Here is a 14,668-nt window from a genome sequence, read left to right on the forward strand (position 1 = left end):
CCGCCGTCGGAGGAGCAGACGATGACAACGCAGCGCACCCGGTCGCTCGGGCGCCCGACCCTCGATGCGGTCGCGGCGCGCGCCGGTGTCGGTCGGGGCACGGTCTCCCGGGTGGTCAACGGCTCACCGCAGGTCAGTCCGGAGGCCCGGGCCGCGGTCCAACAGGCCATCGCCGAGCTGGGGTACGTGCCGAACCGGGCCGCCCGCGCGCTCGTCACCCAACGGACCGACTCCGTGGCGCTCGTGGTCTCCGAATCCGGCGAGCGGGTCTTCACCGAGCCGTTCTTCGCCGCGATCGTCCGGGGGATCAGCTCCGGCCTGCTGGAGACGCCGATGCAGCTCTGGCTGGCCATGGCCCAGTCGCCGGTGGAGCGGGAGCGGGTCGAGCACCACCTGACCAACCAGCACGTCGACGGCGTCCTGCTGCTGTCGTTGCACGACTCCGACCCGCTGCCGACGCTGCTGGAGGAACGCGGCCTGCCCGCGGTGCTCGGCGGTCGGCCCGCCCGGATGCTCCAGCCGGGCGCCCAGCCGGCCTGGTTCGTCGACGTGGACAACGTTGGCGGAGCCCGGCAGGCCGTCGAGTACCTGGCGATGCAGGGGCGACGGCGCATCGCCACCATCGCCGGTACGCAGGACATGGGCGTGGGCCTGGCCCGCCTGGCCGGCTACACCGAGGCGGTGAAGGCCACCGGGGCCGGCGTCAACCCCGACCTGATCGCGTACGGCGACTTCAGCGAGGGCAGCGGCGCGAGCGCCATGCGGCGACTGTTGAACGTCTGCCCGGACCTGGACGCGGTCTTCGTCGCGTCCGACCTGATGGCGTTCGGCGCGCTGCGGACGCTGCGGGAGGCCGGCCGGCGGGTGCCGGAGGACGTCGCGGTGATCGGCTTCGACGACGCGACGATCGCCCTCCGGGCGGACCCGCCGCTGACCACCGTCTTCCAACCGGTGGAGGAGATGGGCCGACAGATGGCCCGCCTGCTGGTGGCCCGGATCCGCGGCGAGGACCTACCGGCCACGCACCTCCTCCTGGACACCCAGTTGGTCCACCGCGCCTCCGCCTGACCGCCCCCGGGCGCGGGGGTTACGGGGCCCAGCGGCGGAGTTCGCGCTTGGCCAGGGAGTTGCGGTGGACCTCGTCGGGGCCGTCGGCCAGGCGTAGGGTGCGGGTCTGTGCCCAGAGGGCGGCCAGCGGGGTGTCCTGGCTGACGCCGGCGCCGCCGTACCCCTGGATGGCCTTGTCGATCACCCACTCCGCCATCGCCGGGGTGCCGATCTTGATGGCCTGGATCTCGGTGTGTGCGCCCTTGTTGCCGACGGTGTCCATCAGCCAGGCCGTCTTCAGCACCAGCAGGCGGGCCTGCTCGATGCGCACCCGCGACTCGGCGATCCACTCCCGGACCACGCCCTGCTCCGCGAGGGGCCGGCCGAACGCGATCCGTTCGTTGGCCCGGCGGCAGAGCAGCTCCAACGCCCGCTCAGCCATTCCGATCAATCGCATGCAGTGGTGGATCCGGCCCGGACCCAGTCGGGCCTGGGCGATGGCGAAGCCGGTGCCCTCGGCGCCGATCAGGTTCTCCGCCGGCACCCGGACGTCGGTGAAGTCGATCTCGGCGTGCCCGCCGTGTGAACCGTCGGTGTAGCCGAAGACGGTCATGCCCCGGCGGACGTGCACCCCGGGAGTGTCCCGGGGGACCAGCACCATGCTCTGCTGGCGGTGCCGGTCGGCGTCGGGGTCGGTCTTGCCCATCACGATGAAGATCTCGCAGCGCGGGTCCATCGCGCCGGACGACCACCACTTGCGTCCGTTGATCACGTACTCGTCGCCGTCCCGGGTGATCCGGGTGGCGATGTTTGTGGCGTCGGAGGACGCCACGTCGGGTTCGGTCATGCAGAACGCGGAGCGGATCTCGCCCTCCAGCAGCGGCGTCAGCCAGCGCTGCCGCTGGGCGTCCGAGCCGAACTCGGCAAGCAGCTCCATGTTGCCGGTGTCCGGCGCCGCGCAGTTGACCGCCTCGGGCGCCAGATGCGGGCTGCGCCCGGTCAACTCGGCGAGCGGCGCGTACTGGAGGTTGGTCAGGCCGGCGCCGTAGCGCGGGTCGGGGAGGAACAGGTTCCACAGGCCGCGTTTGCGGGCCTCCGCCTTCAGCTCGGCCAACACCGGGGTACGCGACCAGGGGTCACCGGCGGCCACCTGCTCGGCGTGCACGGCCTCGGCCGGGTAGACGTGCTCGGTCAGGAACCGGGTCAGCTCGTCGCGCAGCTCCTCGGTCCGGGTGTCGTAAGCGAAATCCATCACCGCTCCCTGGCGGCGGTCAGCCCGTGCGCGACCAGCGGTGCCACCATCTCGCCGATCCGGTCGAAGCCCTCGCCGAGCGTCTGCCCGAGCGTGTGCCGGTAGTGGATGCCCTCGCAGATGACAGCGAGCTTGAAGCACCCGAGCGCCACGTGCCAGTGCAGCGGCCCGACGTCCACGTCGCTGCGCCCGGCGTACCTGTCGATCAACTCGCAGCCGGTGGGAAAGCCGGCGCGTGGGCCGAGCCCGTCGGCGACCGGGTTGCCCTCGGCCGTGTCGCTGCTGCCGAGGACATCCCAGTACGTCAGGAGCAGCCCCAGGTCGGCGAGCGGGTCACCGAGGGTGGCCATCTCCCAGTCGAGGACGGCGTGCACTGCCACCGGGTCGGCCGAGGCGAGGAGATTGTCCAACCGGTAGTCGCCGTGCACGATCCGGCCGGCGTTCGCGCCCTCCGGGGCGGTCGCGGCCAGCAGGTCCCGCAGCTCGTCGATGCCGGGCAGGTCGCGGCTGCGCGAGCGGTCGAGCTGCCCGGCCCAGCGGCGGACCTGCCGGGCCAGGTAGCCCTCGGGGCGGCCGAAGTCGCCCAACCCGACGGCGGCGGGCTCGACGGTGTGCAGCGCGGCGAGGGTGTCCATCATCGCCATGGCGAGCGCCCGTCGTCGTTCGTCGCCGAGCGGGTCGGTCTGCGCGCGGGTGCGGAACACCTCGCCGGGCATCCGCTCCATCAGATAGAACGGGGCGCCGATCACGTCCGGGTCGGTGCAGAGCAGAAGCGCGCCGGGCACCGGCACCTCGGTCGGCGCCAGCGCCGAGATGACCCGGAACTCGCGTGCCATGTCGTGCGCGGTCGCCAGCACGTGCCCCAGCGGTGGGCGGCGCAGCACGACCTCGCGGTCGCCGAGGCGCAGCAGGTAGGTGAGGTTGGACTTGCCGCCCGCGATCAGGTCGGCCCGCGGCGGCCCGGCGGCCAGCTCGGGTCGGTGCTGGGCCAGGTAGTCGGCGAGGCGGTCCAGGGCCAGACCCGCGGGTGAGGCCGGGACGGCCTCGGGCCGCGACGCATCGACGGCCGGATCACTCATCCGACTAGTTGATGGCAGGCCGTTCACGTTGTCAAGGTCAGATACGCCTGACGTGTCGTCGTCAGCGCCTCGGCCATGCGGACGCGGCGCCGCCGCCGGTCGAGCCACCCGAGCGGACAATCCCCCATCCTTGCGACAGTTGCCTGGATATCGTCTTCATGGTGGCCGTGGCAGCGGTCTCCGGAGCGACGGGGGTCAATCGTGGTGAAGGCGGGCAAGGGTACGACGACGGTCGGCGAGCTCTTGCTCAGCCGGCTCTACGACCTCGGGGTGCGCCATGTCTTCGGGTTGCCGGGCGACTACAACATGGATTTCCTCGATCAGATCGAGGCGTTCGACGGGATCGAGTGGGTCGGCAGCTGCAACGAACTCAACGCCGGCTACAGCGCCGACGGATACGCCCGCCTCGGCGGCGTGGCCGCGATCCTCACGACGTTCGGTCCCGGTGAGCTGTCGGCGGTCAACGCGCTGGCCGGGGCCATGGCGGAGTCGGTGCCCATCGTCTCGATCGTCGGTGGTCCGACCGAGGAGATCATGCGGGAGCGCACCTCCATGCACCACTCGCTCGCCGACGGGGACTTCGAGCACTGGATGCGGGTGGCCCGCGAGGTGACGGTCGCCCAGACCTCGCTGACCGCGCAGAACGCCCTGGGGGAGGTCGACCGGGTGCTCACCGAGTGCTGGTCGCAGCAGCGTCCGGTCTACGTCCGGATGCCCGGCGACGTGGCCCACGCCGAGGTCGCCGAGCCGGGGCGACCGTTCACCCGCCCCGAGCCGGTCGTGGCGCCCGGGCAGCTCGACGCCTTCGCCGCCGCCGCCCGGCGGCTGCTCGCCGGTGCCGAGCGGCCCGCCATGCTGGTGGGGAACCTGCCGATCCGCTTTGACCTCGGCGCCGCCGTCACCGCCATGGCCGCCGACCGGAACTGGCCGGTCGCCGCGCATTCGCTGGGACGGGGACTGCTCGACGAGTCCAACCCTCACTACGTGGGCGCCTACAACGGCGGTGACAGCGTCGACGAGGTCCGTGCGGTAGTGGAGGGCGCGGACGCACTGGTCTGTGTGGGCACCACGTTCTTCGACTGGGACGGCCTGTTCACCGCCGACATCACGGTGGACCGGGTCATCAGCCTGCACCGCGACGCCGCCGTCGTCGCCGGCACCCGCTTCGCCCCGGTCGCCCTGCCGGCGGCGTTGCGGTGCCTGCACGAGATCGCCCCGAACCGTACGGCGGAATGGTCACGCGCGCCGCTGCTGGCGGCCGACCCACCCGCACTCGACCCGTCGAACACCGAACCGATCCGGCAGGCACGGCTCTGGCCGGCGATCCAGAGCATGCTGCGCGAGGGGGACATCTTCGTCCCGGAGACCGGCACCCCGTCCTTCGGCGCGGCGACGATGCGCCTGCCCGCCGACGTCACCGTCGTGTGGCCGCCCATCTGGGGCTCGATCGGCTACGCCACCCCGGCCGCCTTCGGCGCCGCGGTGGCGGCACCGGATCGGCGGACGGTGCTTGTCACCGGCGACGGATCACTGCAACTGACGGTGCAGGAGATCAGCCGGATGCTCGCCTGCAACCAACGTCCGATCATCATCGTGGTCAACAACGGCGGCTACACCGTCGAACGGGCAGTCGATGGACGGCATCAGCCGTACAACGACATCGACAACTGGCGGTACACGGAACTGCCCGCGGTGTTCGGACGGGACAAGGGCTTCACGGCCCACGTCGCCCGTACCGAAGGCGAGCTCGCCGCCATCCTGGCCGGCATCGACGGCCCCCCGGCCCAGTTGACCCTCATCGAGGTGGAGACCGACCCACTGGACCTGCCCACCGGCATGCCCCAGTGGGGTCGGGAGACCTCCGCCGCGGACTACCACGCGCAGCTCGCCTCCACACCGGTCCTGCCCCTGGGCGGGCTCCCCTGAGCGTCGGCTTCCTCACCTGCCGGAACCAGCCGGTCGCCGCTCGTGAATTTCCCCTCGGGACATGCCTCTGCAACAGGGACGAAATGGTCAACCGGCAGGCTGTATCGCATCCTGCCGGCCGCTTCTCGCCGGCCCGCCGAGCGGAGGGACAGACATGTTGCTGCGAGTTCGGGTCACCCTGCCGGACCGTCCGGGCACGCTCGGCCAGGTCGCCCGCACGTTGGGCGTCTCCGGCGCGGACATCGTCCAGGTGGTGGTCCTCGAACGACTCGGCGGGCGCGCGGTGGACGACTTCACTGTCGTCTGGCCGGGGGCCGCCCGGGTGGAGCGGCTGCTGGCTGGTCTCGCGGCGATTCCGGGCGTGCGGGTGGACGGCGTGTGGCGGGCGATCGGCGCGCCCACCACCACCGGCCAGGACGCTGAGTTGTTGGCCCAGGTCGCGGCCAACCCGGCCGACGGGCTGGCCACCCTTGTCGACGCGGTGCCCGGGCTGCTGGCGGCCGACTGGGCCGTCGCCGCCGTGGTGCCTGTCGACTGGGCCTCACGGACCGGGGGCGGCGGGGCGACGGTGGGGCACGCGAGCTGGCGTGCGCCCGTACCCCTGCGGTTGCCGGAGGTGACCCCGCTGCGCGGTCGGTCGATGACCACGCCCGACGGCACCCACCACGCGATCGCGCCGTTCGGTCGGGCGGGCCTGGTGCTGGTGGCGGCTCGGGAATACAGCGACACCCTGTGCGCCGCCAACTTCCACAGCACCGAGGTCGACCGGCTCACCCAGCTGGTCCGGGCCAGTGCGGTGATCCTCGGTGATCGGCTGGACCTGGTCGGCGCGCCGCCGGTGGTCGCCGGCCCCTGACCGGCCGGCGAGTTCCCGGGCGCGACACCGCCGGGCAATCGGGCGGCAACAGCCGGGGGTGAGGCTCTGAGGTGGGGAAGGGAGCCAACCATGACATTGTGGCGGATTCGAGCCACCGTGGACGACCGACCGGGCTACCTGTCGGTGCTCACGGCGAGCCTCGCGCTGCGCGGGGTCAACATCCTCACCGTGCAGGTGCAACCCACCGAGCAGGGCGCGGTGGACGACTTCCTGGTCGACGCTCCGGACACGCTCGACGAGGCGGGTTTGATCGCCGCCGTCGAGCGCGGTCGGGGCCGGGACTGCTGGGTGGCGCGCACCGAGGCGCGCGGCCTTGTCGACCAGCCCACCCGGGTCCTCGGGCTGGCCAACCGGCTGGCGCGCGATCCGGACGCGACGGGCGAGGCGTTGCGGACCCTGCTCGGCGCCGACTCGGTCACCTGGCGACCGGCGTCGACAGGCGTCGACTCGGGGATCACCGACGCCACCATGTCGCTTGCCGATCCGGCGGGCGGCTCGTTCGCGCTGCGCCGGGCCGCGCCCGCCTTCACCCCGGCGGAGTACGCCCGGGCGCAGGCCCTTGTCGAGCTGGCCGCCACCGTGGCACGTCGGGCCGCGGAGCAGGTCACAGTGGTGCTGCCCGACGGGGCCGAGGTGGCCGTCCGGCCGGGCTGCGCGGACGACCTGTCCGGCGTCGTCGAGCTGCACGAGACATGCTCGCCACGGAGCCGGCACCGGCGTTACCTGGGTGGGGCGCTGCTGCCGCAGCCCGCCCGACTGCGCCGGCTGCTGGAGCCGGTTCGAGGGTTGACGCTGGTCGCCACGACCACCGGTGCCGACGGTGCGGCGGAGTCGGTGGTCGCCATGGCCAACCTGCTCGGCGAGGGCGACGAGGCCGAGGTGGCGCTGCTGGTGCGCGACGACTGGCAGCGGCGGGGGCTGGGCTCGGCGTTGCTGCGCCGGTTGGTCCGGCACGCCGACGCCGTCGGGTACGCGGCGTTGGTGCTGCATGTCCAGGCGGAGAACGCCCCGATGCTGCGGACGCTGCGGCGGCTGGACCGGCCCAGCTCCGTGGAGCGCGACGGCGGGCGGTTCACCGTCACCGTCCCGCTCGCCCACCGGCGTCAGCGCGAAGGCGGTTCGCGGCGGCCCGAGACGCAGAACCGGTTGCCCTCCGGGTCGGCGAGCACCACGTACGGCGGTTCGGTGGGCAGCGGGTCGGTGGGGTAGTGCGCCCAGTCCACCGGCTGGGCGCCGAGTGCGAGCAGCCTGTCGACCTCCTCGTCGAGGCTGCGCTCACCGGCGTCCAGGTCGAGGTGGACGCGGGGAAACTCCTCGACCGGGCTCTCGCTGAGGTCCATCGCGATGGGCGCGCCCGGCGCCCCGGGCGGTGGCTCCAGCACGATCCACTCGTCGCCGGGATGCCGGGGCGGGCGGCGGCGGTAGCCGAGCGCGCCGGCCCAGAACGCCGCGGCCCGTTCCGGATCGGACACTCCCAGCGAGAGTTGCGCGATCATCGCCATCGTTCGACGGTACGCCACGACCGGCCGTCGGAGCGGTGTCCGGGGCCGGTCGTGGGCGTTCGTCGGTCAGCTGGTGAAGGTGATCCGGTCGCGACGGCGACGCATCATCAGCAGGGCGCCGCCGCCGATGAGAGCGACACCGCCGAGCGCGTAGGTGGTGACCGCCACGCCGGTGAGCGGGAGGCTGCCGCCGTTGTCGCCGCCGCCCGCGCCCGCCGCGGCCGAGGTTGAACCGCCCGGCGCCGCCGACTCCGACGGCGAGACCGAGCCCGTCGGCGTTGACGTCGGCGTGGTCGGCGTCGGCGTGGTCGTGGCCGGTGTGGTCGCCGTCGGCGTCGGCGTCGGCGACTCAGTGGTCGGCGTGGTCGGCGTCGGCGTCGGGGTCGGCGACGCGGTGGCCGTGGTGCCAGCGCACGTGTGGCTGAGGTTGAACCGCTCACCCTCGCCGCTGACCAGGGCGCTGCCGCCGGTCAACGTCCATCCGGTCGGGGTGAAGAGATAGGCGTGCTTCACCTGCTTGTCGCCTCCGCCGTTGGCGGAGAGGAAGTCGGTGTAGGGGTCGGCGGGGTTCGGCACGGTCACCGTCACGGTGACGCCAGCGGTGTCCTTGAAGGTCAGGGACAGGGTCTGGAAGTCGCCGGACTGCTTGGTGGGCAGCACGAAGTGCCAACCGTCCTGGTCGGCGGGTCGGGTGCCGAACTTGGGGTCCTGGCACTCCTGCTGGAACGCCCCCGCCGTCTTGCCGATGTGGGCGCGGTTGAGGGGGACGATGCTCGATGCCCAGGCCGGTGAGGCGATGGCGAGAACGGCCGTGGCGGCGGCCGTGCAGACGGCCGAGCGCATCAGGCGCCGACGCAGTGGCATGAGGTTTCCTCCGAGATTGGTCGAGGGGGCCGCCCATGATCCCATGGTGGGAAGGCCCGGGCGGCATCGGCCAACCGGGTTGAGCTGGGGCGACGTCTCGGGCGGAAGTGGCTGCCGGGCCGACTTTTCGTGCGGCCGTGCGCGTGTCGCTGTAACGCCCACGAGTGCGGTGACGCTGGCGGCGGGACACGGGCTTCCCAATCGGCGATGGCCACATTACATTGTCGTCTATCCATGGGAGCGCTTCCATCGCCTGCCATGGTCATACCGCCACCCCCGATGCCGCCGGTGGCCGTGCCGCCCGTACGCCGTCCCGCGTCGGTGCGACCATCGGCGGCGCCTCCGACAGGAGCCCGCCATGCGCCATGCCACCCGGTCGGTTGCCGGCCGCTCACCGGTCGTCGACCAACCCTGGCCCCGCCGGCTGCTGGCCGCCGGCATCGCCCTGCTCACCGGCCTGTCCCTGGTGGTCGCCGGACCGGTGTCGGCACCCGCGTCCGCGGCCCCGGCCTCCTTCAACTACGCCGAGGCGTTGCAGAAGTCGCTGCTCTTCTACGAGGCGCAGCAGTCCGGTCGGAAGCCCAGCTGGAACCGGGTCTCCTGGCGCGGCGACAGCGCGCTCACCGACGGCGCCGACGTCGGGCTGGACCTCACCGGCGGCTGGTACGACGCCGGCGACCACGTCAAGTTCGGCTTCCCGATGGCGTTCAGCGCCACGATGCTGGCCTGGGGCGCGGTGGAGTACCGCAGTGGCTACACCGCGTCCGGGCAACTGCCGCACCTGCTCAACAACCTGCGCTTCGTCAACGACTACTTCATCAAGGCGCACCCGTCGGCAAACGTCCTCTACGGACAGATCGGCAAGGGCGACGACGACCACAAGTGGTGGGGCCCGGCCGAGGTGATGCCGATGGCGCGACCCGCGTACAAGATCGACGCGAGCTGTGGCGGCGCGGACCTGGCCGGGGAGACGGCCGCCGCGATGGCCGCCTCCTCGATGGTGTTCCGGCCCACCGACGCGACCTACGCGGACAAGCTGCTCACCCACGCCAGGCAGCTCTACACGTTCGCCGACACGGTGCGGAAGTCCTACCACGAGTGCATCACCGACGCGACAAGCTTCTACCGCTCGTGGAGCGGCTGGCAGGACGAGCTGGTCTGGGCCGCCATCTGGCTGCACCGGGCCACCGGCGAGGCTGGTTACCTGACCAAGGCCGAGAGCGAGTACGACAAGCTCGGCACCGAGAACCAGTCCACCACCCGCTCCTACAAGTGGACAATCGCCTGGGACAACAAGCAGTTCGGGGCGTACGTGCTGCTGGCCAACCTGACCGGCAAGCAGAAGTACGTCGATGACGCCAACCGCTGGCTGGACTACTGGACCGTCGGGGTGGACGGGCAACGGGTGCCGTACTCGCCGGGCGGGATGGCAGTGCTCGACTCGTGGGGCGCGCTGCGCTACGCCGCGAACACCTCCTTCGCCGCGCTCGTCTACAGCGACAAGACCACCGACACCACCCGCAAGGCGCGCTACCACGACTTCGCCGTCCGGCAGATCAACTACGCGCTCGGCGACAACCCGCGCAACTCCAGCTACGTCATCGGGTTCGGCGCCAACGCACCGAAGAACCCGCACCACCGCACCGCGCACGGCTCCTGGTGGGACAGCCAGACCGTGCCCGTCGAGACCCGGCACACCCTCTACGGCGCACTTGTCGGCGGCCCGTCCTCGGCCAACGACGCGTACAGCGACAGCCGGTCGGACTACGTGATGAACGAGGTGGCCACCGACTACAACGCCGGCTTCACGTCCGCGTTGGTCCGACTGACCTCCGAGTACGGCGGCACGCCGCTTGCGAACTTCCCGGTCGCCGAGACGCCGGACATCGACCAGCTGACGGTGGAGACCACCGTGACGCAGGCCGAGCCCCGGGCCACCGGGCTGAAGACGATGATCTACAACAAGTCGGCGTTCCCGGCGCGCGCACTGACCGACGGGAAGTTCCGGTACTTCTTCCGGCCCGACGGCACCGGCCCGGTGCAGGTCACCGCCGGCTACACCCAGGGCTGCCCGTCCCCGACGAGCGCCAAGCAGTTCAGCGGCGACATCTGGTACGTGGAGGTGGACTGCACCGGGCACACCATCGCCCCGGCCGGCCAGTCGGCGCACCGGATGGAGGTCCAGTTCAAGATCGGCGTGCCGGAGGGCGGCACCTGGGACCCGACAAACGACCCGTCGTACCAGGCGACCGCCGGGCCCAACCGCAAGGTGCCGCTCTACTCCGGCGGGGTACGGGTCTGGGGCGAGGAGCCCGGACCGGCCACCCCGGACACCACCGCGCCCACTGTGCCCGGCACGCCCGTCGCGTCCGCGATCACGTCCAGTGGGCTCACGCTGACCTGGGCCGCGTCCACCGACACCGGCGGCAGCGGGTTGGCCGGCTACGAGGTGACCCGTACCTCGGCCGGCGTCGACCCGGTCGTCACCGCCTCGACGGGGGCCACAGTCGCCGTGACCGGGTTGGCGCCCGAGCGGACGTACCAGTTCACAGTGCGGGCGCTCGACGGCTCCGGCAACCGCTCGGCGGCATCGGCCGCGCTCAGCGTCACCACGCCGGCCGGCCCGGCGCCGGACACCACGGCGCCGACCGCACCCGGTACGCCCACCGCCTCCGCGATCGGCCCGACCGGTCTGACCCTGACCTGGGGCCCGTCCACCGACGCGGTGGGCGTCACCGCCTACCGCGTCTACCGGGGCGGGAACGTGTTGGTCGGCTCGGCCACCGGCACCACGCTTGCGGTGACCGGGCTGACCGCCTCCACCACGTACACGTTCACTGTGGTGGCGGTGGACGCGGCCGGAAACGTGTCAGCCGCGTCGCCCGGCGTCACTGTCACCACCACGGCCCCGCCGGCCGGCGGCGGCTGCGCGGTGACCTGGACGGCGAACAACTGGGACACCGGGTTCACCGCGAACATCACGATCGCCAACACCGGCACCACGGCGATCAACGGCTGGACGCTCGCGTTCACGTTCCCGAGCAGCGGGCAGAAGATCGGGCAGGCCTGGTCGGCGAACGTGACCCAGACCGGCGCCGCGGTGACCGCGTCGAACCTGTCCTACAACGGGACACTGGCGCCGGGTGCGTCGACGAGCTTCGGCTTCAACGGCACCCACACCGGCAGCACCACCAGGCCGACCGCCTTCACGGTGAACGGCGCCGCCTGCACCGTCTCCTGACCCATCGACGCTGCGTGACGTGGCCGGTACCGCCCCGGGCGACCGGCCACGCCGCAAGCCCAAAACATTTCCGAAACTTTTCCGTAAAACCGTTGCCCGGACCGGTGCGTGGTTAACATCGACTGCGTTAGATATCCCACCCCAAGACGTCCGGTCGTTCCGCCTCGGCGGCCCGGGTGTAGGCCAGTAAGGAGGCCGAGATGGCAATGAGCCCATCCGTTCATCGCGGCGGGACTCGGCGACGGCGATCAACCGCCGTCCGAGCGCTGCTCGCCGGCGCGTTCAGCGTCGTGACCGTGGCCGCCGTCGCGGTGATGATGCCCTCGGCGAACGCCGCCGCGACCACGCTCGGCGCGGCCGCCGCGCAGTCGGGCCGGTACTTCGGCACCGCCATCGCGGCGGGCCGGCTGGGCGATTCCACGTACAGCACGATCGCGGCGCGTGAGTTCAACATGATCACGGCCGAGAACGAGATGAAGCCGGACGCGACGGAGCCCCAGCGGGGCCAGTTCAACTTCAACTCCGGTGACCAGATCTACAACTGGGCGACCCAGCGTGGCCTGAAGGTCCGTGGGCACACCCTGGCCTGGCACGCGCAGCAGCCGGGGTGGATGCAGAGCCTGAACGGCAGCAGCCTGCGTCAGGCGATGATCGACCACATCAACGGCGTGATGGGCCACTACCGGGGCAAGCTCGCCGCGTGGGACGTGGTCAACGAGGCGTTCAACGAGGACGGCAGCCGCCGCTCGTCCAACCTCCAGGGCACCGGTAACGACTGGATCGAGGTGGCGTTCCGCACCGCGCGGGCGGCCGACCCGTCGGTCAAGCTCTGCTACAACGACTACAACATCGAGAACTGGTCGTACGGCAAGACGCAGGGCGTCTACCGCATGATCCAGGACTTCAAGTCCCGTGGCGTGCCGATCGACTGCGTCGGGTTGCAAACCCACTTCACCGGCGGCAGCTCGCTGCCGAGCAACTTCCAGACCACGCTGTCCAGCTTCGCCGCGCTCGGCGTGGACGTGGCGCTGACCGAGGTCGACGTCACCAACTCCTCCACCACCCAGTACGCCGGGCTGACCCAGGCGTGCCTGAACGTGCCGCGCTGCATCGGCATCACCGTCTGGGGCGTACGCGACAGCGACTCCTGGCGCTCGAACGAGAGCCCGCTGCTCTTCGACGGCGGCGGCAACAAGAAGGCCGCCTACACCTCCGTCCTCAACGCGCTCAACGCGGCCCCCCCGACCTCGAGCCCGACCGCGACCCCGACGGTGAGCCCGACCACGAGCCCGACCACGAGCCCGACCACGCCGCCGCCGAGCGGCGGCGCCGGCCGGATCGTCGGCGTGCAGTCGGGCCGGTGCATCGACGTGCCAAACGCCACGCAGACCAACGGCACCCGCGTCCAGCTCTACGACTGCCACACTCAGTCGAACCAGCAGTGGACGTACACCGCGAACAAGCAGTTGAGGGTCTACGGCAGCAAGTGCCTCGACGCGAACGGCGCGGCCACCGCCAACGGCACCGGAATCGTCATCTGGGACTGCAACAGCGGGGCAAACCAGCAGTGGAACATCAACTCCAACGGCACCATCAGCGGCGTGCAGTCCGGCCGGTGCCTGGACGTCTGGGGCACCGGCAACGGCCAGCAGATCCAGCTGTACGACTGCCACGGGCAGACCAACCAGCAGTGGCGGACCGACTTCGGCGGCACCACGCCGACCACGCCGCCGCCGACCACGACGCCGCCGCCAACCACGGCTCCGCCGGGCGGCTGCGCGCTTCCGTCGACCTACCGGTGGTCGTCGACCGGCGCGCTGACGAACCCGCAGAACGGCTGGGTCTCGCTCAAGGACTTCACAAACGTGGTCTACAACGGCAAGCACCTGGTCTACGGGTCGAACGTCAACAGCAGTGGCCAGTACGGCTCGATGAACTTCAGCACGTTCACCAACTGGTCCGACATGGCCTCGGCCACCCAGACCGGAATGAGCCAGGGCACTGTGGCGCCCACGCTGCTGTACTTCGCCCCGAAGAACATCTGGGTGCTGGCGTACCAGTGGGGACCGACCTCGTTCAGCTACAAGACGTCGAGCGACCCGACGAACGCCAACGGCTGGTCCTCGGCACAGACGCTGTCCACCGCCACCCTCTCCGACGCCCCGTACGGGGTGATCGACCAGACCCTCATCGGCGACGACCAGAACATGTACCTGTTCTTCGCCGGGGACAACGGCAAGATCTACCGGTCGAGCATGCCGCTGGGGAACTTCCCGGGCAGCTTCGGCTCGACCTACACGACGATCATGACCGACTCGACGAACAACCTGTTCGAGGGCGTCGAGGTCTACAAGGTGCAGGGCCAGAACCAGTACCTCATGATCGTCGAGGCGATCGGGAGCCAGGGACGCTACTTCCGGTCGTTCACGTCCACCAGCCTGAGCGGCTCGTGGACCCCGCAGGCCGCCAGCGAGAGCAACCCCTTCGCCGGCAAGGCCAACAGCGGCGCGACGTGGACCAACGACATCAGCCACGGTGACCTGGTCCGCAACAACCCCGACCAGACCAAGACCATCGACGCCTGCAACCTGCAGTTCCTGTACCAGGGCAAGAACCCCAGTGCGGGAGGCGACTACAACCTGCTGCCGTGGCGGCCGGGTGTACTGACCCTCCAGCGCTAGGCGCACAACCGTTCGCGGAGAACCAGGGCGTGTCCGGCACCGTGCGGTGCCGGGCACGCCCGCCCGGTTCAGCCGGCCAGTTCCTCCGCGAGCAGGTTGAGTTCCCGGACAGTCACCGTTCCTCGGGTGGAGCGGTGACTGTCCAAGATCTCGCCCGGGACCGGGGATAACCGCCCGGGATTTCGGGCAAGTCATCTGT

10 protein-coding genes are annotated in these 14,668 nt (G+C 71.2%); 6 read left to right on the forward strand and 4 right to left on the reverse strand.

Annotated elements, in window-relative coordinates:
* The first annotated feature begins 21 nt into the window (after positions 1–21).
* A complete protein-coding gene (locus tag ACQPWW_RS08955) occupies positions 22–1,068 on the forward strand; it encodes a LacI family DNA-binding transcriptional regulator (RefSeq protein WP_433130956.1) in 1,047 nt (348 codons plus the stop codon).
* A gap of 19 nt (positions 1,069–1,087) precedes the next feature.
* On the opposite strand, the gene ACQPWW_RS08960 is transcribed toward ACQPWW_RS08955, so the two are convergent.
* Together ACQPWW_RS08960 and ACQPWW_RS08965 are read right to left on the reverse strand one after the other, a co-directional pair.
* Positions 1,088–2,299 (reverse strand): acyl-CoA dehydrogenase family protein, encoded by a 1,212-nt coding sequence (locus ACQPWW_RS08960; RefSeq protein ID WP_433130958.1) that lies wholly within the window; start codon positions 2,297–2,299, stop codon positions 1,088–1,090.
* Positions 2,299–3,378, reverse strand: a complete 1,080-nt coding sequence (locus ACQPWW_RS08965; protein WP_433130960.1) for a phosphotransferase family protein — start codon at positions 3,376–3,378, stop codon at positions 2,299–2,301. Before ACQPWW_RS08965 ends, ACQPWW_RS08960 begins: the two co-directional genes overlap by 1 nt.
* 201 nt (positions 3,379–3,579) lie before the next feature.
* On the opposite strand from ACQPWW_RS08965, the gene ACQPWW_RS08970 reads away from it, so the two are divergent.
* The 3 genes from ACQPWW_RS08970 (at position 3,580) to ACQPWW_RS08980 (ending at position 7,390) form a co-directional block, all read left to right on the forward strand.
* Positions 3,580–5,304: an alpha-keto acid decarboxylase family protein gene (locus ACQPWW_RS08970; RefSeq protein ID WP_433130962.1), complete on the forward strand. Its 1,725-nt coding sequence runs from the start codon at positions 3,580–3,582 to the stop codon at positions 5,302–5,304.
* A gap of 154 nt (positions 5,305–5,458) precedes the next feature.
* On the forward strand, positions 5,459–6,160 hold the full coding sequence (locus tag ACQPWW_RS08975; RefSeq protein WP_357802052.1) for an amino acid-binding protein: 702 nt from the start codon (positions 5,459–5,461) through the stop codon (positions 6,158–6,160).
* Between the two features lie 90 nt (positions 6,161–6,250).
* A complete protein-coding gene (locus tag ACQPWW_RS08980) occupies positions 6,251–7,390 on the forward strand; it encodes a GNAT family N-acetyltransferase (protein WP_433130965.1) in 1,140 nt (379 codons plus the stop codon).
* Here the strand turns inward: ACQPWW_RS08980 and ACQPWW_RS08985 are convergent.
* A complete protein-coding gene (locus ACQPWW_RS08985; protein ID WP_433130967.1) occupies positions 7,285–7,683 on the reverse strand; it encodes a VOC family protein in 399 nt (132 codons plus the stop codon). The genes ACQPWW_RS08980 and ACQPWW_RS08985 overlap by 106 nt on opposite strands.
* Positions 7,684–7,749: 66 nt before the next feature.
* Positions 7,750–8,547, reverse strand: coding sequence for an LPXTG cell wall anchor domain-containing protein (locus tag ACQPWW_RS08990; protein WP_433130969.1), 798 nt, complete (start codon positions 8,545–8,547; stop codon positions 7,750–7,752).
* A 358-nt stretch (positions 8,548–8,905) separates the two neighbouring features.
* Between ACQPWW_RS08990 and ACQPWW_RS08995 the strand changes: the two genes are divergently transcribed.
* Positions 8,906–11,788 (forward strand): glycoside hydrolase family 9 protein, encoded by a 2,883-nt coding sequence (locus ACQPWW_RS08995; RefSeq protein ID WP_433130971.1) that lies wholly within the window; start codon positions 8,906–8,908, stop codon positions 11,786–11,788.
* 200 nt (positions 11,789–11,988) lie between these two features.
* Complete coding sequence (locus tag ACQPWW_RS09000) at positions 11,989–14,469, forward strand: non-reducing end alpha-L-arabinofuranosidase family hydrolase (protein ID WP_433130973.1); 2,481 nt, start codon at positions 11,989–11,991, stop codon at positions 14,467–14,469.
* Positions 14,470–14,668: the final 199 nt, after the last annotated feature.

It is taken from the genome of Micromonospora sp. CA-240977 (assembly GCF_050942285.1).
Taxonomy (GTDB): domain Bacteria; phylum Actinomycetota; class Actinomycetes; order Mycobacteriales; family Micromonosporaceae; genus Micromonospora.

Bases quoted from the DNA above. Each gene is read 5' to 3' on its own strand.
- ACQPWW_RS08960 (WP_433130958.1), bottom strand. From the start codon at position 2,299: ATGGATTTCGCTTACGACACCCGGACCGAGGAGCTGCGCGACGAGCTG.
- ACQPWW_RS08995 (WP_433130971.1), top strand. From the start codon at position 8,906: ATGCGCCATGCCACCCGGTCGGTTGCCGGCCGCTCACCGGTCGTCGAC.
- ACQPWW_RS08955 (WP_433130956.1), top strand. From the start codon at position 22: ATGACAACGCAGCGCACCCGGTCGCTCGGGCGCCCGACCCTCGATGCG.
- ACQPWW_RS08975 (WP_357802052.1), top strand. From the start codon at position 5,459: ATGTTGCTGCGAGTTCGGGTCACCCTGCCGGACCGTCCGGGCACGCTC.
- ACQPWW_RS08985 (WP_433130967.1), bottom strand. From the start codon at position 7,683: ATGGCGATGATCGCGCAACTCTCGCTGGGAGTGTCCGATCCGGAACGG.
- ACQPWW_RS08965 (WP_433130960.1), bottom strand. From the start codon at position 3,378: ATGAGTGATCCGGCCGTCGATGCGTCGCGGCCCGAGGCCGTCCCGGCC.
- ACQPWW_RS08980 (WP_433130965.1), top strand. From the start codon at position 6,251: ATGACATTGTGGCGGATTCGAGCCACCGTGGACGACCGACCGGGCTAC.
- ACQPWW_RS09000 (WP_433130973.1), top strand. From the start codon at position 11,989: ATGGCAATGAGCCCATCCGTTCATCGCGGCGGGACTCGGCGACGGCGA.
- ACQPWW_RS08990 (WP_433130969.1), bottom strand. From the start codon at position 8,547: ATGCCACTGCGTCGGCGCCTGATGCGCTCGGCCGTCTGCACGGCCGCC.